At 35.4% G+C, this 17,419-nt stretch carries 19 protein-coding genes and 1 tRNA gene; 3 read left to right on the top strand and 17 right to left on the bottom strand.

Features of this window, described 5'->3' with window-relative positions; genetic code table 11:
• Positions 1 to 179 precede the first annotated feature (179 nt).
• From C1634_RS20250 to C1634_RS20200, 11 genes are all read right to left on the bottom strand, one after another.
• Positions 180 to 255, bottom strand: a tRNA-His gene (locus C1634_RS20250).
• 35 nt (positions 256 to 290) lie between these two features.
• Positions 291 to 1,010, bottom strand: coding sequence for a bacillithiol biosynthesis deacetylase BshB1 (gene bshB1, locus C1634_RS20245; RefSeq protein ID WP_103232158.1), 720 nt, complete (start codon positions 1,008 to 1,010; stop codon positions 291 to 293).
• 82 nt (positions 1,011 to 1,092) lie between these two features.
• A complete protein-coding gene (locus C1634_RS20240; protein ID WP_103232159.1) occupies positions 1,093 to 2,745 on the bottom strand; it encodes a tetratricopeptide repeat protein in 1,653 nt (550 codons plus the stop codon).
• Between the two features lie 90 nt (positions 2,746 to 2,835).
• Complete coding sequence (locus C1634_RS20235) at positions 2,836 to 3,708, bottom strand: PstS family phosphate ABC transporter substrate-binding protein (RefSeq protein ID WP_103232160.1); 873 nt, start codon at positions 3,706 to 3,708, stop codon at positions 2,836 to 2,838.
• Entirely contained in the window at positions 3,698 to 3,895 is a 198-nt protein-coding gene (locus C1634_RS20230; protein WP_185145152.1) for a DUF308 domain-containing protein, read from the bottom strand. Before C1634_RS20230 ends, C1634_RS20235 begins: the two co-directional genes overlap by 11 nt.
• Before the next feature lie 76 nt (positions 3,896 to 3,971).
• Positions 3,972 to 4,811: an energy transducer TonB gene (locus tag C1634_RS20225; RefSeq protein WP_103232162.1), complete on the bottom strand. Its 840-nt coding sequence runs from the start codon at positions 4,809 to 4,811 to the stop codon at positions 3,972 to 3,974.
• Between the two features lie 29 nt (positions 4,812 to 4,840).
• Complete coding sequence (locus C1634_RS20220) at positions 4,841 to 5,407, bottom strand: ExbD/TolR family protein (protein WP_103232163.1); 567 nt, start codon at positions 5,405 to 5,407, stop codon at positions 4,841 to 4,843.
• Between the two features lie 11 nt (positions 5,408 to 5,418).
• Entirely contained in the window at positions 5,419 to 6,027 is a 609-nt protein-coding gene (locus C1634_RS20215; RefSeq protein ID WP_103232164.1) for an ExbD/TolR family protein, read from the bottom strand.
• 61 nt (positions 6,028 to 6,088) lie between these two features.
• Positions 6,089 to 6,952, bottom strand: a complete 864-nt coding sequence (locus tag C1634_RS20210) for a MotA/TolQ/ExbB proton channel family protein (protein ID WP_109739038.1) — start codon at positions 6,950 to 6,952, stop codon at positions 6,089 to 6,091.
• Between the two features lie 240 nt (positions 6,953 to 7,192).
• On the bottom strand, positions 7,193 to 10,207 hold the full coding sequence (locus C1634_RS20205) for a leucine--tRNA ligase (RefSeq protein WP_109739037.1): 3,015 nt from the start codon (positions 10,205 to 10,207) through the stop codon (positions 7,193 to 7,195).
• A 182-nt stretch (positions 10,208 to 10,389) separates the two neighbouring features.
• Positions 10,390 to 10,863: a lipocalin-like domain-containing protein gene (locus C1634_RS20200; protein ID WP_103233856.1), complete on the bottom strand. Its 474-nt coding sequence runs from the start codon at positions 10,861 to 10,863 to the stop codon at positions 10,390 to 10,392.
• Positions 10,864 to 11,008: 145 nt separating this feature from the next.
• On the opposite strand from C1634_RS20200, the gene C1634_RS20195 reads away from it, so the two are divergent.
• From C1634_RS20195 to C1634_RS20185, 3 genes are read left to right on the top strand one after another with little or no spacing between them, the layout of a single operon-like run.
• Positions 11,009 to 12,040: an acyltransferase family protein gene (locus C1634_RS20195; RefSeq protein WP_103233855.1), complete on the top strand. Its 1,032-nt coding sequence runs from the start codon at positions 11,009 to 11,011 to the stop codon at positions 12,038 to 12,040.
• A gap of 22 nt (positions 12,041 to 12,062) precedes the next feature.
• Positions 12,063 to 12,818, top strand: coding sequence for a glycosyltransferase family 2 protein (locus C1634_RS20190; protein WP_103233854.1), 756 nt, complete (start codon positions 12,063 to 12,065; stop codon positions 12,816 to 12,818).
• The gene (locus tag C1634_RS20185) at positions 12,818 to 13,444 is read left to right on the top strand and encodes a deoxyuridine 5'-triphosphate nucleotidohydrolase (protein ID WP_109739036.1); all 627 of its coding nucleotides are present in this window, start codon (positions 12,818 to 12,820) and stop codon (positions 13,442 to 13,444) included. The genes C1634_RS20190 and C1634_RS20185 overlap by 1 nt, the downstream gene beginning before the upstream one ends.
• Here C1634_RS20185 and C1634_RS20180 read toward each other — a convergent pair.
• From C1634_RS20180 to C1634_RS20155, 6 genes are all read right to left on the bottom strand, one after another.
• Positions 13,436 to 14,674, bottom strand: a complete 1,239-nt coding sequence (locus C1634_RS20180; RefSeq protein ID WP_103233852.1) for a 3-deoxy-D-manno-octulosonic acid transferase — start codon at positions 14,672 to 14,674, stop codon at positions 13,436 to 13,438. The genes C1634_RS20185 and C1634_RS20180 overlap by 9 nt on opposite strands.
• Before the next feature lie 6 nt (positions 14,675 to 14,680).
• Positions 14,681 to 15,025 (bottom strand): cupin domain-containing protein, encoded by a 345-nt coding sequence (locus tag C1634_RS20175; protein ID WP_103233851.1) that lies wholly within the window; start codon positions 15,023 to 15,025, stop codon positions 14,681 to 14,683.
• Complete coding sequence (locus tag C1634_RS20170) at positions 15,022 to 15,489, bottom strand: DUF1648 domain-containing protein (RefSeq protein ID WP_103233850.1); 468 nt, start codon at positions 15,487 to 15,489, stop codon at positions 15,022 to 15,024. Before C1634_RS20170 ends, C1634_RS20175 begins: the two co-directional genes overlap by 4 nt.
• A gap of 22 nt (positions 15,490 to 15,511) precedes the next feature.
• Complete coding sequence (locus tag C1634_RS20165; protein WP_109739035.1) at positions 15,512 to 16,228, bottom strand: C40 family peptidase; 717 nt, start codon at positions 16,226 to 16,228, stop codon at positions 15,512 to 15,514.
• 86 nt (positions 16,229 to 16,314) lie between these two features.
• On the bottom strand, positions 16,315 to 16,962 hold the full coding sequence (locus tag C1634_RS20160) for an O-methyltransferase (protein WP_109739034.1): 648 nt from the start codon (positions 16,960 to 16,962) through the stop codon (positions 16,315 to 16,317).
• Between the two features lie 140 nt (positions 16,963 to 17,102).
• Complete coding sequence (locus C1634_RS20155; RefSeq protein ID WP_103233847.1) at positions 17,103 to 17,255, bottom strand: CCPGW family putative bacteriocin; 153 nt, start codon at positions 17,253 to 17,255, stop codon at positions 17,103 to 17,105.
• Positions 17,256 to 17,419 lie beyond the last annotated feature (164 nt).

The following is a 17,419-nucleotide window of genomic DNA, read 5'->3' as shown; positions in this document are numbered from 1 at the left end:
AAAAAAAGTAAAAAGTATATATTTTTCATCCCCAATTATGTTGATAATTACCGTGCAAATATACTTGTTTAAGATAGTATAAAAAAAATTAACACACTAAAAAGTGTTATAACGCCCTAATTTGGCTATCTTAATTAAAATAAAAAAAGCACATTTTCAAAAGAAAATGTGCTAATTTAGGGTGAATGAGGGGTCTCGAACCCCCGACCTTCGGAACCACAATCCGACGCTCTAACCAACTGAGCTACAATCACCGTTTTGTGAGTGCAAATATAGGACATTTTCCTCAACTACCAAACAATTCCATCAAAATTTTTCAAAGAAATTAACTTTTCAGATGTAAAGCCCTCAGCATAAGTAACTCCCGATAATCGGCCTAAATCCTGTGCACGGTATGTCAAACTCTCATAAAAGTCTTTTGTAGTAATCGGAGTCTCGGGTTCCTTAGAAGCCGGGTCATAAAACTGGGTTTTATAAGCCATACAGGCTTCAAGTTTTGTGTTAAGATATTCCGAGATATCAATTACAAATTCCGGCTTGATATCTTTCCACTGAATATAATGGAAAACATGCTTCGGTCTCCATACTTCCTGAGCTTCTCCTTCATCAGAAGTTTCAATTTTTCTTAATCCGGATAAAAAGCACGCATCCGACACTAATTTTGCTCCTTTTGCATGGTCCGGATGTCTATCATCAATTGCATTCGCTAAGACGATTTCTGGCCTGTATTTTCGAATCATTTTTACGATTCTCATTTGATACTCTTCGGAATTGACAAGAAAGCCATCTTTCATTCCAAGATTCTCTCTTGCAGACAGTCCTAAAATTTTAGCAGCGTCTGAAGCTTCGGATTTTCTTGTTTCATCTGTACCTCTTGTTCCGAGTTCTCCTCTTGTAAGATCTACAACGACACATTTTTTCCCCTCCGCAACCATTTTAGCAATAGTTCCGCCACATCCCAGCTCTACATCATCAGGATGTGCACCAAAAGCAAGTATATCAGTTTTCATACATTCAAAGATAGGATTTAAAATAAAAACTTCCCAAACATAATGGATGGGAAGTTTTAATATCTATAATTTAAATTTTAAATTACTTATTGATCTCTGCATTTAATTTTACAGCGTCCTGGTAAGTAGGATCTAACTGTAAAGATTTAGCTACATAATCTTTCGCTTTTGCAGCATCAGAATCTTTGTTCATATAAGCTACTGCGAAATAAGCATAAGCAAGAGTTTGCTTGTTCGCTTCCTGGTCAGCAGGTTTTACTGTACTGATGAATTTCTCGTAAGCCAATTTTGCAGCATCATTATTTCCTGCCTGTTGGTAAGAATATCCCTGGCTGTAATAAGCCGGAGCCCAATCAGGAAGAAGAGCTGACATTTTTTGCCATGTAAGGATTGCTCCGTTCCAGTTTTTAACATCCTGGTAAGCTGTTGCCAACTTGAATAATGCATCAGAATCCTGAGCATTAGCTGCAACCTGCTTTTTCAAGGCTTCAATGGCTGGGTTAGTAGGTCCTTTATCAACTTCTGCCTGAGAAGCACCTCCACCACCCGCGATGTTAGCCAATTCAAGATCCCATTTCATTGTTTCATCTTTTGCAGCTTTTGCAATAGCAACTTTCTGCTGAGATTCTGTCATCAAAGCTGTCTTTTTAGCAGCATCTTTCTCATCTTTTGCTAAACCTGCAGCAATAAGCCCTTGTAGACCTTGGTCAGCAGGCTGTATTCTTGTCTTTTCAGCTTGAGAAGCAAACGTATCCATGTTTTGTTTAGCATCTGCATAGTTTTTATCTGCATATGCCTGATAAGCTCTTAATTTGAACTTAATAGGGTCTTCGATTTTATCAAAGATCTTATCCAAAACAGTTTTAGAGTTTGCATAGTCTTCATTTGTGAAGTATAATTTTGCAATTTCTAATTGAGTATATGGATCTTCGTCAGCGTATTTTGTATAGTTGATAAGGTCTTGAGTTGCTTTTGCATTCTGCTGATATCTGATATCATAACCCGCTAATGCTTTATATGCAGGAGCATACGTTGCATCTACCCCAATAGCTTTATCAATGTTTTGTTTAGCTTGTTGCCATTGTTGTGCTGCCATCCACAAAGTTGCCATTCTTGTATAAACGGAAGCTTTATTTTTAGCAGTAGGTAATGCTTTATCATAAGCAGACATAGCCTCTCCCGGCATTCTTTTTAGTCTGTAAGCATCTCCTAATGTATAATAATAATGTGCAGGAACACCTTTTTTCTCAGCTTTTTCAATCGCCTTAGTTAAGAACTGGATAGCAAGATCAGGTGAACTGTTCTTTTCAAATAAAGTTAAAGCTTCTGCTGCTCTGAACAGAACTTCAGCATCTTTCTCTCTGGAATCAGTTACTACTTTCTGAATTTCAGCTACAGCGCTTTTATCACCTTTACCTAATTTAACAGCAGCTAAACCGATTTTGTTCAGATAGCTTTTTGCATCAGCAGCTAATCCTTTGTTGAAACTTTCAGTTGCTTTAGCATAGTCTGGCTCTCCTTGTCTTAAGAAAGTATTTCCTAAATAGAAGTAGTTTTCAGCTGTAGGCTCTTTAGCGATCATGTCAGTGAAGTTTGTTTTTGCCTGCGCAAATTTATCACTGTCTATACTGTTAATACCATCCTGCAGTGTTTGTGCAGAGGCAAAACCGGTAAAAAATACTACGGCTGCTCCAAAAGCAATCTTCTTTACATTCATATTCATTATATCTTTCATTTTATATTTTCTAATAATTGAGTTATATTCTACACAATTTTCAGACCAAAAACATTTTTTTAATAGGAATAAATTGTGAATTTAATAATTTTATCGCATCTGCACCTCTCTTTTGTAGATGTTATAAGGCTGTAATCCCTCTTTCTGAACAATTTTTTGTCCTAAATGAGTACATGAAAATCTTATAAATCCGTTGGCTATATTAAAGTTACCTTCATTAATAAGGAAATAAAGTACTCTTGTAAATGGATATTCCATTGAACTAAGTCCTTTAAAATCGGCATTATATGATTTTCCTTTTTCTACCACAGGAAGAACTTTCACCATTTCTCTTAGTTTTTCTGAAGTTTTATCATAAGGACGGCTAAAAGTATTAAGGCCTATAACACCTATTTTATTGGGATATTTCCCTAGCTCCTCTATGATCTTCTGATTTCCCGGAATAATGGAAAATTGAAGATCTTTTGGTTGCTTTTTAAATTTTTCAGCAACAAAATTCAGATTACTTGAGTTGGTTCCATCAAAGATAAGTTCCTTTTTATCAGACATCAATCCCTTCTCAATTTCCTCCATTGAAATACTTTCTTTCGGAGAATCTTTAGGAACAACAAAAACTACCGCATCCGCAGCAAATTTAGCAGGAAGGAACTTCAAATCTGTTCTTTCTTCGTATGTTTTTATTTCATCAGGATTAAGATTTCTGGACATCACGATCACTTTAGCATTACCTTTAAGAAGATCAAGAAGTCCTAAATCTTCCTTTTTAGTTTCTACTTTGATATGGGTTTCAGGGTAATTAATCATATAGCCGCCGGCTAATGCTTCTGTGACACTTTGAAAGGATTCGTCAGTAAAAATTGTAAGATCACCTTTGTGATATGAAGGAGCGTTTTGCTCCTTTTTGCAGCCTGCAAGCATCATGCTTAAAACAAAAATTACTGCAAGCTTGAAACTATTCTTCATTTCTCGATTTTTTAATTCTTGAGATCGCTCTGTAAATCCTGAAAATACCATAAATAACCAATACCACTCCCAATGCATAGGCAACAGCAGGTTCTAAAATAGTAAAGAAGAATTTATAGATAATCACTACAATTCCTAAAACGATATAAAACAATCCCGTAACCAGGGATAACCAATTGAACATCATGTAACAAAAATACCAAAAAAAATAAAAAGAGAAGCATATGCTTCTCTTTTTATTTATATTTTGAATAAATTAAGTCTTATTCAAAGTTCATAGTAAATGGTACGCTATAGTAAGATCTAACGCTTTCTCCATTTCTTTTAGCTGGAGTCCACTTTTTAAGTTTCTTAACTACACGAACAGCTTCACTGTTGAAGTCGCCATTGGGAGATTTCTCTTCAATAGTAACCGCAGAAACAGTTCCATCTTTTTCTACAACGAACTTAAGCTTAGCTTTAAGTGTCCCTTCACCTCCTTCCATTAAAGAAGTATCGAAGTTATCTCCCAAGAACTTTCTTAATGCTCCCATTCCTCCAGGATATTCTGCAGACTGGTCAACATCTTTATAGATCTCGTTCGGGTTATTCGTTTTCACTTCTACAGTACTAGCTTTAGTACCTGTAGATGGTGGTGGTGGTGGTGGCGTATAAGCCGGAGCTTTTACCCCCTCCTGATTATTCAAACCAGTTGTAGTTTCCAACTGTTTTGTAATCGGTGGTGGTGGAGTTTCAATTTTCGGAGCTTTTACAGGCTCAGGAACTACGTTCTGAATCACCTCAATTTTCTCCTCTTCCTTTGGTGGAGGTGGTGGAGGTGGTTCTTCTTCTTTAGGCTGCTCGATAATCGGATCTTCTTCAAGAATATCTACTAGATCTGCCTTCACTTCTTGTTTAGGTGGAGCCGTAAGATTCTTGATCGTAAGATAGATGAACGGAGACAAAGCTGCCAAAAGGAATAATGCTGTTCCTATAATAAAAGACTTAGTTAAAAGTCTAGGATACTGATGTCTAAGATCATAGGCACCATATTCCTTGTTTCTATTTTCAAATACGATCTCGTCTAAAGTAAGATTCTGACCGTATACATTTTCATCTGCCATAGATTATATATAACAATTTTATGGTTAAATTACTTTGTAGCAGCAGGTGCAGCAGCACCTCCTATTTTCTTTTCATAAATAGCTTTTTCCCAAGGCTTCAAATCAGTAACACCATACTGCTCGCTTTTGGTAATTGCCATTTCGTCAAGAATATCAACAAAGTTCTTATATACAGCATCATCAGTTGGCTTAATGATCACCGTAAATTTACTTTGATCTACAGCTCTAGATTTTGCCTGCTGAATTACTTTTCTAATTCCTTCTCTATCAAGAGTAGTTTCCAAAAGAGTTTGGTCGTTCAAAGAACTAGCATCCTGTTGGTGCCAAAAAACTCTATTGTTTTTTCCTAATAAGATAGAAATTGAGTTAGAAAGTTTAATTTCTGTTGGTGGAGGTTTAGGAGCATCTGGTTTTGGTTTAGCCGGAAGACCTAAGTCCATAACATTCGGTTTACTAAATGTAGTTGTGAACATAAAGAAGGTAATCAATAGAAAACCCAAGTCCACCATCGGAGTCATATCGACTCTGGTGTTTTGCTTCTTGGAACGGACCTTGCCGCCCTTGCCGCCTTTTTCTTGTACTTGTACTTCTGCCATTTCTATCGATATTATTCGTTAGGTTTACCTTCTTGTGATGTAATCAACCAAAATTTAAGAAAATCAATATCTCTTAAACCCTCAAATAGACCTTTAACTTTCGGGTATTGAGTCGTAACGTCACCTTTAATGGCTAACTTGTAGTCAGGGTTAACGCTTAAACTTTCTTTTACCCAGTCAATTAACTGCTTATTTGTACTGTCCATAGGAATTCCTGAAGGACTTCTATAATTTTTCTGCTCATCTGCAGGCATATCCAAATAACCTTTAAGTTGGTTCATTGGAACTCCAATTGCCTGAACTTTCTGGAAAGCAGCTTTTTGGTTGTTGTCAAAAGTAATACCATACTTCTGTCCCATTTTATCCAAAAGAGCAACTCTTTCTGATGCATTTTCTACTGGTTGGAAATAGAATTTTCCGTCCGGAGTAGCATTGATAGTCATTAAACTAGCATCAGGAAGTAATTTTTCCGAAATTGAAGATGGCGGTTTGATCTGCTCCACGTCAGGTTTTTTAAACTGAGTGGTCAAGATAAAGAACGTAAGAAGTAGGAACGCAACGTCACACATTGCGGTCATGTCCGTCACTACTCCATGTCTTTTTGGTTTGACTCTCGCCATTATTATAAAATATTTTTGATTAAACTTCTTTTAATTGCTAATGCAAATACCTTGCTAATTCTTAGTTGAATTCAGCAAAAGATTGTTGGATACTCATAGAGATCTCGTCGATCTTGTAAGTTAATCCATCAATTTTAGATGTAAAGAAGTTATAAAGGATAATAGCGATTGCTGAAGTACCAATACCTAATGCCGTGTTGATCAAGGCTTCAGAGATACCTGTAGATAGAGCAGCAGCATCTGGAGTACCACCTCCTGAACCTAATGCAAAGAACGCCTTGATCATCCCGATTACTGTTCCAAGTAGTGCGATTAACGTTGCAACTGTACCTAGAGTAGAAAGGATCATCATGTTTTTCTCAAGCATTGGCATCTCAAGAGTTGTAGCTTCTTCGATAGCTTTGTTAAGCGCTACCATTTTCTGCTCTTTATTTAATGTATTATCGTGAGAAAGCGCTTTGTAAGTAGTAAGACCTTCTTTTACTACGTTACCTACAGAACCTTGTTGTCTGTCACATTCTTCGATAGCTTCGTCAATTTTGTTTTGGTTTAGTAAGCTTCTTACTTGTACAACGAAGTTGTCTAAGTTCCCTTTTCCAGCTGCTTTACCAAGAACGAAATATCTTTCAAAAGAGAAAACAATTACAGTAATCATGAAAGTAATCAAGATTGGTACAATAACCCCTCCTTTGTAGATAATACCTAAAAACGATTCTGGATGAATGTCTTTTCCTTCAACACTTGAAAAAGCTACAGAACCACTTCCAAGCTTATCTGCATCTTTAAAGTTCCCTGGGCTCCCCAGAACAAATAAGTAAATACAAACTCCTATAACGAATAAAATAGGAATAATAATAGCTGGATTTAAACCTCCTGCTTTTCTAGCAACTACTTGCTCATCATTTTTTGAAACATTCATTTCCATATTTAACTAAATTATATTGTTTTAAAATTTTACAGGGTGTAAATTAAAGGCAAAATTAATTAAAATGCAAGAGTCTTAATTAAACATTTTGCTTTTTTTTGATAAAGAAATTTTAATACGATTTCGATATAATAATTATTTTAAATTATTTTATTTATTTTCCTCAAATTTAACATTTGAGTTAAAAAATCAAAAAAATAAGACACCCATTTTTTTGATTTTCCCAATGTTAATTTTTTTTTAAATTACGATATTCACAATACGGTGATGAACCACAATGATTTTTTTAGGGGTTTTCCCTTCCAAAATCTCTTGCATTTTCTCATTTGAAATCACCAAATCTTCCACTTCTTTGGCAGATAATTGAGCTGAAAGCGAAATTTTGAACTTCATTTTGCCATTTACGCTTACCGGATACTCAATTTCGTCCTCAACCAGATAATCTTCATTCAATACTGGGAACTTTTCAAATTCTATCGATGTATCGTGTCCTAATAAACCCCACAGTTCTTCACAGATATGAGGAGCATAAGGAGAAATGATAACGGCTAACGGCTCTAAAATATTGCGCTTGTTGCATTTTATTTTCTGAAGCTCGTTTACAGCAATCATAAATGATGATACAGAGGTATTGAAAGAGAAATTTTCAATATCATATACTACCTTCTTTATTAAGGTATGTAAAACTTTGTATTCTGCTTTTGTAGGTTCTTCGTTTGAAACTTCAAATGTTTCTCCATTGAAATATAAGTTCCAGAATTTCTTAAGGAAACCATATACTCCACTTAACCCCTGAGTATTCCAAGGCTTGGATTGTTCTAATGGTCCTAAGAACATTTCATACAACCTTAAACCGTCTGCTCCATATTCTTCACAGATAACATCAGGGTTTACAACATTGTATTTTGACTTGGACATTTTTTCTACTTCACGATCTGTGATGTATTTTCCATCTTCCAGGATAAATTCAGCATTCGCATAATCTGGTCTCCAAGCTTTGAAGGCTTCAGTATCCAATTCGTCAGAAGTTCCTTTTAATAAAGATACATCAACGTGAATTTGCTGAGTTTGATATGAATCTTCAAAATTTCTGATTTCAACTTCTTCCCCATCGATTTCATCAAATTTCTTTTTAAAATTTTCCAAAATTTGATTTCTTACATCATCATTAAGTATATATATACCAAGTTCTTTTAATGAATCTTTTTTGAAGCTATTTCTTGAAACAAATAGAGTAATACTAGGAGTAACTTCTGCAATTGAAGATAGATTTGCCAATTTATTCTTAATTTCTAATTCAATTTTAAAATTAAAAATAACCCTGTACACAAATGCACTCATTCCTAAAATCATCCCTTGGTTGATCAATTTCTGGAATGGCTCATCATGATTGATGTATCCTCTATCCTTTAGGAACATGTTCCAGAAACGGGAATATAATAAGTGACCTGTTGCGTGTTCACTTCCTCCTATATATAAGTCTACCTGTCCCCAATAGTCTGAAAGATCCTTTGCACAGAATTCTCCGTCATTTTGCGGATCCATATATCTAAGGAAATACCATGAGCTTCCTGCCCAACCCGGCATTGTAGATAATTCTAAAGGGAAAATTGTTTTATCATCAATAAGGTCTGTAGCTACCACTTTCTGATTAGCTTCATCCCATGCAAACTCTTTTGCATTTCCTAGTGGCGGATCTCCATCTTCTGTTGGTAAATATTTTTCAACTTCAGGAAGTTCCAGCGGTAAAGCAGAAGCTGGCAACGTGTAAGGCATCCCATCCTTATAATATATAGGAACAGGTTCTCCCCAGTAACGCTGTCTTGAGAAAATAGCATCACGTTGTCTATAGTTGGTTGTTCCATGACCGATTCCTTTCGTTTCGATCTCTGAAATCATTTTTGCTTTCGCTTCATTATAATGCAGCCCGTTTAAGAAATCAGAGTTTACACAAACTGAATCTTTGGAATCAAAAGATTTTTCCTGAACATCTTCTTCAGTTTCTACAACCTTTTTAATTTCAAGATTGAATTTCTTTGCAAATCTGTGATCACGCTCATCATGAGCAGGAACAGCCATTACAGCTCCTGTTCCATATCCCATCAATACATAGTCTGAAATATAGATTGGCATTTTCTCATTGCTGAACGGATTGATTGCATAACTTCCGGTGAAAGCTCCGCTCACGTTTTTCACGTCAGACATTCTGTCTCTTTCCGTTTTTTTGGAAGTTTCTTCAATATAAGTATCTACTTCTACTTTTTGAGCATCTGTAGTAATAGTTTCTACTAAAGGATTTTCAGGAGCCAATACCATAAAGGTAGCTCCAAAGATGGTATCAGGTCTCGTCGTAAATACCTCAACATTCTCATCATGACCTTCTACCTGGAACTGAACCTGTGCACCCTGAGATTTTCCGATCCAGTATTCCTGGGAATCTTTCAAAGGCTGTGGCCAGTCTAAAGTATTCAATCCTTGTAATAGTCTTTCAGAGTAAGCAGAGATTCTCATACTCCACTGCATCATTTTTTTCTGGAAAACCGGGAATCCTCCTCTTTCAGATTTCCCATCCTTCACCTCATCATTTGCCAATACCGTTCCTAGTGCAGGACACCAGTTCACAGTAGTTTCAGCTCTGTAAGAAAGACGATAGTTTAATAAGATGTCTTCTTTATCAATATCAGAAGCATCTTTCCATTCTTCAGCGGTGAAATTTAATTCATCGTTCTGATTGGCATTTAATCCTTCTGTTCCTTTTTCTTCAAAATGTTTGATAAGCGAATCTATAGATTCTGCCTTATCAGTATCCTTATTATACCAAGAGTGATACAACTGGATAAAAATCCATTGTGTCCATTTATAATAGGAAGCATCTGAAGTTCTTACTTCTCTGCTCCAATCGAATGAAAATCCGATTTTTTTTAACTGCTCTTCGTACCTGTTAATATTTTCTTCCGTAGTGATTGCCGGATGCTGTCCTGTCTGGATCGCATACTGCTCAGCAGGAAGTCCAAAGCTGTCATATCCTACCGGGTGAAGTACATTAAACCCTTGATGTCTCTTATATCTCGCATAGATATCCGATGCAATATATCCGAGCGGGTGGCCTACGTGAAGTCCTGCCCCTGATGGATACGGAAACATATCGAGTACATAAAACTTTGGTTTATCTGTGTTATTAGAGGTTTTATAGGTTTGATTTTCCTCCCAGTATTTCTGCCACTTTTTTTCTATCTGCTGATGATCGTAAAACACTTTATATAGATGTTATATGTTAGACTTTAAAATTTTGAATTATCTTCTCTTTTTAACAAGATTCACAAAAATAATGATTTTAAAGTAAATAGAAATTTAATTTATGATGAATTGTAATTCTAGGCTCAACAAAAAAATCCCATCCGGAGATGAGATCTATTTTTATATCCTGAAGTATACTATTATTGGCTAACTCTTTTGAACGTATAAGTTCTTGTCTGGAATATAGTAGGATCCTGAGTTTCTTCTCTTACAGCAAGATTAAGTGTTGTATTATCCAAAGTAATAATCTTTGCATTTACCGGCTCTACGATCCCCTGAATTTTCATTTGAACATCTTTTCCTTCCTTATTGTAGGTATAGTTGAATTTTATATCTGAAAGAATAGCACACTGGCCAGGTGTAGCAGTATCTCCCCAGTTTGTTTTTCCACCTTTGGAATCAACACTAAACCACCATCTGGTCTGCTTCTGGCAGTCCGTATAAGTAATCGTGTTAGAAACCGGGTCTTCACCAACCTCTACAGTAGTAACTACTTCTTTCAATGGCTGCCATGTCCCAACTAGTGGTGCTTCCAGAACAGTATCATTATCACTACTACATCCTGTAGCGGCAAATAACGACAAACCTGCAAATAGTAATGCTAATTTCTTCATAGATCAATTTTTTCAAGCGCTAAAATTATAATTTTTTTGATTTATATTACTATTTTTTATGAAAAATTATTTTATCGACGTTTATTTATATATATTTTAAAACTCTCGGACCTCATTTTCCCTTTATTTAACAAATATTGAATACATGAGCATCATTCATTCTATTAAAAAAGTTATTTTTGCAGGAAACAAAATACAAATGCAGGATATAACGAAAAACAATTTTGATTTTATACGTGTTCTCCTTGCCTTTATTGTCTTTCTTGGACATCTTGGTACACTCAGCGCATCTCCCGATCTCAAGATCTTTGAACATAGCCCTATAGAAATTGCCGTTTTCGGTTTCTTTGCAGTGAGCGGATTTCTTATTGCAAGGAGCTACGACAGGTCTTCAAGCCTGAAAAGTTATTTAAAAAAGAGAATCAAAAGAATTGTTCCCGCTTACTTATTGGTTATTTTTTTATGTGCGATTTTATTAAGTTTGGTAAGTACGTATTCTTTCACCGAATATTTCAGTAATACACAAGTTTACAAATACTTCTTTTGGAACTCATTATTTTTAAATTTTAAAGCACCCTGGCTTCCCGGAGTTTTTGGAAATCAAGCAGTGAATGGTGCTCTATGGACGCTGAAAATAGAAATGTGCTACTATTTCTCTGTTCCTCTGTTGTTTTTGCTTTTCGGAAAGAATAATAAATACAGAAATATAAGTTTGGTTATTTTATACTTTTTATCACTTATTTATCTCAATTATTTTGAATCTTTAAATAAAATTTCACTCGCAAAACAGCTTCCTGGAACATTATCCTATTTTATCCCTGGAATGCTGATTTACTTTAATTTTGATAAATTCATCAAACATAAAAATATAATTTTCATCATTGCTCTTGCTACGGTGTGGATTGATTTATATTTAAAAATTCAACTTTTTTCTCCAATGATGATCGGTGTTATCGTAATGTATATTGCCTATTCATTCAAATTCCTAAATAATTTTGGGAAATATGGTGATTTCACCTACGGAATCTACATTTTTCACTTTCCTATTATCAGAACTTTCCAGACTTTAGGATTGTTCGAAGATTACAATCCATTTGTAATGGCTTTTGTATGTATGTTGGTGGTTATTGTGGTAGGTGTAAGCTCCTGGCATCTTTATGAAAAAAGATTTTTATAATTTTACAATCTAAAAAACATTAATGAAAGATCTTGTCTCCATTATTACTCCCTGTTACAATTCGGCAGAATTTATTGAGGAAACCATACAGTCTGTTCTCAATCAAACCTATGAAAACTGGGAGTGGCTGATTACGGATGATCTTTCTAAAGACAATACTGTTGAGATCATCAGAAAATACAATGATCCCAGAATAAAGCTGCAGGTATTGGAGAAAAATGGCGGCGCAGGAAATGCAAGAAATAATAGTCTTGAAAGAGCTCAGGGCAGATACATAGCCTTTCTGGATTCTGATGACTTCTGGTATCCTGAGTATCTTGAAACCATGACAGATTATATGCAGGAACATCATGCAGAACTTGTATACTGTAATTATTCGAGATGTGATGAGCAGCTTCAACCTATATTAAAAGATTTCCTTGCAGATAAAATTGTCACTTTTTCCAATCTGCTGAAAACCTGCCGACTGGCTCCGGTTTCCACAATGTATGACACAAAAAGAGTGGGAAAGTTTCTGTTCCCAGTAAAAAGTAAGCGTGAGGACCACGTTATGTGGCTTAATCTTTTAAAAGTAATTCCGGAAGGGATGCCTATTAATAAAACACTGGCAAAATACAGAATGCGCGAAAACAGTGTTTCCAGAAATAAAAAAAACATCATCAAAGATCAATATCTTGTTTATAAAGACTTCATGGGATTTTCAACGGTAAAATCACTATATTATACAGCTAATTGGGCGCTGAATGGATTCATGAAGTATTCGAAAATTTTCAATTAATGGAGTATTCAAAAGAGTTTAAAGCCGCTCTGAGCGCTTTTTCCGGTACCGAGAAAGACAAACTTATTTTCAGACTCCTGAGAAAGGATAAATTATTGTCTAAAAAACTGTATTTCGAACTTATCGATCCGGAGACCACCGACGATAAGAGAAATGCCATAGAGGAAATTGTAGAGGAAAAAGTTCTTTTAGCATCAAAATATACCGGAAACGCTCCCTATTTCCTGACTATCATCCGAAAGATCAGTGCAGAAATCACTGAACATATAAAGATTACCACTGATAAATTTGGGGAAGTTTCACTGAATCTTCTTCTTATCAATAAAATTTTGGATAATAACAGTGACCTCAGCAGACAAAGGTTTGACAATGTTTACAAGCTTTATATTTACATTATCAACAAAGTATTCAAATCTTTAACTCTTATTAAAAAACTGGATGAGGATTACTGGATGGAAATTGATGAATATCTGCGTGACACTCAAAAGAAGATCTCAGACAACCATTATCTTCAAAAACTCTGCATCAACAACGGTCTTGACATCAGTTGGCTCGAATGTGAAAAAATTCCGGAAAACGTGGAACAGATTATGAAGGAGATGAAAAGCCAGGGATACTTACGATAAAATTTTCTGAAGAATCATTTCGGTAGAATTAGGTTTTTCATCTACGAATTTCCCGGCATTCTGAGACATTTCTGCAAGTTCTTCTCTATTATCTTCATTCAAGAGAAATAAAACGAATTCTGAGGCTGTATATTCGTCTGGAAAAGATTTCCCGCCATTCGCGGAGACAAGATCATCAGCTTCCGGGTTCTTTCTGTAATGGTTTCCAAAAATCACAGGAACCCCAAAGGTTGCTGCTTCCAGAATATTATGAAGGCCTGCGTCATGAAACCCTCCTCCCACAACGGCTGCATCTGCATAGGAATATAGTTTTGACAATAACCCGATGCTGTCTATGATCAGAATTTGAGAATTAGCAACTGATGGTTGAGCATTTTTTATTTCGCTGTATAATAAAGCATTTGGAAAGGTATTTTTTAAATGCTCTACTCTTTTCAGATCATGTGGTGCTATAATGAGTTTCACCGTATTATTTTTACGGGAAACTACCTCTGCTATTTTCTCCTCTGCCTGCCACGAGCTTCCAAAAACAACGGCTTTATTCTCTCCTTTGAAACTTGCAATAAAGTCTACATGATTATCCCGTTCACGAAGTTGTTTTACTCTATCAAATCTCGTATCTCCCGTTATGGAAGACTTTACCAACCCTACACTTTTTGCCAAAGCCAATGAAAACTGGGTCTGATGAAAAAACCAATCTACATTTTTCTGAAGCTGTTTTACAAACCATTTTCCATAGGAGGTAAAGAAGGACTGTCTTTCATAGAACAACGCAGAAATAACATAGATCTTTGTTCCTTTATTTTCCAGTTCAACAAGCAGATTATACCAATAATCATATTTAACCGTAAAAAATAGTTCGGTATTAAATTGTGATATAAACTCTTTTACACTGCTTTTTTTATCAAATGGAAGGTAACAGATCACGTCTGCAATATGTTGCTTTTTCACAACGTTTTCATATCCTGATGGAGAGAAAAAGGTCACCAGAACTTTGTGCTGTGGAAAATTCTCTTTCAGCTTTTCCAAAACGGGTAATCCCTGCTCATACTCTCCTAAACTGGCAGCATGCATCCAAATTACTTTATCTGTTTTTGAGAATGCGGATTTTACTTTGCTCAAGGACAGCCTTCTTCCTTCAACGCCTTTTTTAGTTTTATCATTAATCAACGCAAAAGCTTTCATTCCGAAAGTAAGGAGACTGATAAATATATTGTATAGGAAAGCCATTTTTAATTATTCTTTAATTTCAATTCTATCCTGATCTGTAGGTGGATTGGATATGACTAAAAACTCAATTTCTTCGGTGGATTCATTGGATATAAAATGCCTTGATCCTGGTGCAATGGAAATAGATTCACCTTGTTTAACCAAAAACTTCTCTTCATTGATATACAAGACAGCTTCTCCTTTCAGAATATAAAAAAACTGTTCTGCTATCTTATGAAAGTGTAATTTTTCTGAAGATCCGGCAGGCATCTTTTCCTGCTTCACAGATAAGTTTTGGGTGTTTTTCAGAATCCAGCTGTCACAATGGTCTCCCCAAATATAATGTTCTGAATTGTCTTTGGAATGTATCATTTAAATAGATTGATAATGACCAACATTACAGGTAAAAATGCAATAACGCTTAAAATGGTAGTAGCAATCGAAATTCTCGGTTTTGCATTTTCATCTGAAGCACGCCTGATCATATAATCCTGATTGTTTATAAAGATCAGCATAAGGAATGCAAATAGAACCCTCATAAAGATCTTCATAATTAAAAACTGGGCGTGTCTGTTCTGATCTGTAATTTCTACCGGAAAATTCGTTCCTTCAGGATGTCTTGTAGCAAAGGTAAAAACAGCATACATTACTGTAGCCAATACAGGCATTAAAAAGGCATAGATCTTTCCTCCGAACCTATCCGGTTTTCCGTCCAAATCCATATGAACAGGAATTCTCTTCGGCAAAGTATTATAGTTCTTGATGGTAAACCACCACAGAAAAACAACCCATCCAAAATTAAAAATATCAAAAATTGTAAAGAGAATATTTTCCATTTCAGATCAGATTTGTTGGAAATTAAATTACGCTTTTAAGCACTCTCAATTTATGAGTATGCTTATTCATTTCTTTATTGAAAATTCCTGTAGAATCCAAGGTGTCGATTCTCACTTTTCCGGAAGCATGGATGATTTTTTGATTCTCCAGCATAATTCCTACGTGAATTATTTTCCCGTCTGCATTTTCAAAGAAAGCAAGATCTCCGGGCTGTGTTTCTTCTATAAAAGTAAGAGGTTCTCCCACCTCAGCCTGTTGTGAGGCATCTCTGGGTATTTTAATATTGTGAATTTTATATACCAATTGGGTAAAGCCTGAGCAGTCTACAGCAAAAAAGCTTTTGCCACCCCACAGATAAGGTACATTAAGGAATTCTTTTGCAGCCAATGCGATACTTTCCCGTACGTCATGACTTCTTCTGGAAGCCACCACTGGAAATTCCACTTCGGACCCCATAGACAGCAACGTTTTTCCGTCATTCATCATTACGGAAGAAAAATCTTCAGTAACGACAGTCACTTTTCTTCTGGCCAGATCTTCATCTGTTACCGGTTTCAATTGTTTGGTATCCATCCATCCTTCATAGCCATCGTAATGCATCTTGATTTTGGTCCAGTTTTTATCTACTTCCAAAATATCTGCACTTTCTCCGAACAATATTTCCGTAACAATTTCAGCTCTGTCAGAATTTTCTGCACGAACCGGCGCTACTGTAACAATACAAATTCCTTTATTCATTAACTCTCAATTTTAAGATTGAATAATTCAAAGAGTAAAAATACGGTCTGTACACTCTTTAAATGTTTAATCTTTGGATATTTTAATTACTTTCTGCGAAGAAAGTTGACTCCATCACGCAAAGGTAAAATAAGATTTTCAAAATCTTCGTCTTTTGCCGCTAAATCATTTAATTCCTGGATAGACTGGGTAGATTTCAACTTTGGATTTTCTTCCAGTACTTTTCCGTACCACAGAACATTATCAAACAGAACTACAGTTCCTGACTTCGTATGTGGTTTTATGAGTCTAAAATATTCGGCGTAGTTCTCTTTATCTGCATCTACAAAAATCAGGTCAAAAAACTCATCTGTTTCTTTTAAAAACTCTTTAGCATCCTGAAGTTTGAAATCAATCTGATCAGCATATTCGCTCGACTCGAAATATTTCTTCGGCAGATAGGCAAGATCTTCATTCACATCCAACGTTGTAATTTTTCCTTCTTTTGCCAGTCCTGAAGCCAGGCATAATGTGGCATAGCCCGTAAATGTTCCTATCTCCAGGATATTTTTCGGCTGCATCATTTGGGAAATCATCGTTAGCAGTCTTCCCTGCTGGTACCCCGAAATCATATGCGGCTGTGTTGTTTTTTGATACGTTTCTCTTCTCAGTTTTTTCAGAATTTCGGATTCCGAAGAAGCGTGTGCTTCTAAATATCTGTCCATTTCAGGATTCTTTTCTTCAAAAAAACTCATACAACTTTAATTTAAACAAATTTAAGGATTTTAAAACTTCTTTTTTTAATTTTCAGTTTCTACCCGAAGATAAGATACAAAAAAAAGAGAGAAATAAATCCCTCTTTTTTAGTCTATGTCTTTCAATGCAGGTGATATCTTTAATAGGCTATACAATATTCTCCTTTAGAACCACAAACCCATCCCGGGCAGCAGTCAGAGGTTCTTTGACATATTATTTGTGGATTACACCATAAATCAGCTCCTTGTACAGCTTTCATTTCTCCTCTTGAAAGTTTTTTTAAATTTTTCATAATTGTTTTAGTTTAGTATTAATTCCTACTCTTAAGATTTTCGGATTTCTCTATATTATTTCCTTTTACAGAGATTTAAATATACACATTTTATTATAAATCAAATAATTACATACCGTATAATTTATTTATCTATAAAATAAATTCCGCTTTTTCAGGGAAAT

Origin of the sequence: Chryseobacterium viscerum, from assembly GCF_002899945.2 — a bacterium.
In the GTDB taxonomy this organism is placed as follows: Bacteria; Bacteroidota; Bacteroidia; order Flavobacteriales; family Weeksellaceae; genus Chryseobacterium; species Chryseobacterium viscerum.
Note: the sequence above shows the minus strand (reverse complement) of the source record. Positions and strands in the feature narration are given on the sequence as shown.

What these genes read in the sequence shown, in the direction of transcription:
- bshB1 (WP_103232158.1), bottom strand. Translation starts at nt 1,010, where the DNA reads ATGAAAACTGATATACTTGCTTTTGGTGCACATCCTGATGATGTAGAG.
- C1634_RS20240 (WP_103232159.1), bottom strand. Translation starts at nt 2,745, where the DNA reads ATGAAAGATATAATGAATATGAATGTAAAGAAGATTGCTTTTGGAGCA.
- C1634_RS20235 (WP_103232160.1), bottom strand. Translation starts at nt 3,708, where the DNA reads ATGAAGAATAGTTTCAAGCTTGCAGTAATTTTTGTTTTAAGCATGATG.
- C1634_RS20230 (WP_185145152.1), bottom strand. Translation starts at nt 3,895, where the DNA reads ATGATGTTCAATTGGTTATCCCTGGTTACGGGATTGTTTTATATCGTT.
- C1634_RS20225 (WP_103232162.1), bottom strand. Translation starts at nt 4,811, where the DNA reads ATGGCAGATGAAAATGTATACGGTCAGAATCTTACTTTAGACGAGATC.
- C1634_RS20220 (WP_103232163.1), bottom strand. Translation starts at nt 5,407, where the DNA reads ATGGCAGAAGTACAAGTACAAGAAAAAGGCGGCAAGGGCGGCAAGGTC.
- C1634_RS20215 (WP_103232164.1), bottom strand. Translation starts at nt 6,027, where the DNA reads ATGGCGAGAGTCAAACCAAAAAGACATGGAGTAGTGACGGACATGACC.
- C1634_RS20210 (WP_109739038.1), bottom strand. Translation starts at nt 6,952, where the DNA reads ATGGAAATGAATGTTTCAAAAAATGATGAGCAAGTAGTTGCTAGAAAA.
- C1634_RS20200 (WP_103233856.1), bottom strand. Translation starts at nt 10,863, where the DNA reads ATGAAGAAATTAGCATTACTATTTGCAGGTTTGTCGTTATTTGCCGCT.
- C1634_RS20195 (WP_103233855.1), top strand. Translation starts at nt 11,009, where the DNA reads ATGAGCATCATTCATTCTATTAAAAAAGTTATTTTTGCAGGAAACAAA.
- C1634_RS20190 (WP_103233854.1), top strand. Translation starts at nt 12,063, where the DNA reads ATGAAAGATCTTGTCTCCATTATTACTCCCTGTTACAATTCGGCAGAA.
- C1634_RS20185 (WP_109739036.1), top strand. Translation starts at nt 12,818, where the DNA reads ATGGAGTATTCAAAAGAGTTTAAAGCCGCTCTGAGCGCTTTTTCCGGT.
- C1634_RS20180 (WP_103233852.1), bottom strand. Translation starts at nt 14,674, where the DNA reads ATGGCTTTCCTATACAATATATTTATCAGTCTCCTTACTTTCGGAATG.
- C1634_RS20175 (WP_103233851.1), bottom strand. Translation starts at nt 15,025, where the DNA reads ATGATACATTCCAAAGACAATTCAGAACATTATATTTGGGGAGACCAT.
- C1634_RS20170 (WP_103233850.1), bottom strand. Translation starts at nt 15,489, where the DNA reads ATGGAAAATATTCTCTTTACAATTTTTGATATTTTTAATTTTGGATGG.
- C1634_RS20165 (WP_109739035.1), bottom strand. Translation starts at nt 16,228, where the DNA reads ATGAATAAAGGAATTTGTATTGTTACAGTAGCGCCGGTTCGTGCAGAA.
- C1634_RS20160 (WP_109739034.1), bottom strand. Translation starts at nt 16,962, where the DNA reads ATGAGTTTTTTTGAAGAAAAGAATCCTGAAATGGACAGATATTTAGAA.
- C1634_RS20155 (WP_103233847.1), bottom strand. Translation starts at nt 17,255, where the DNA reads ATGAAAAATTTAAAAAAACTTTCAAGAGGAGAAATGAAAGCTGTACAA.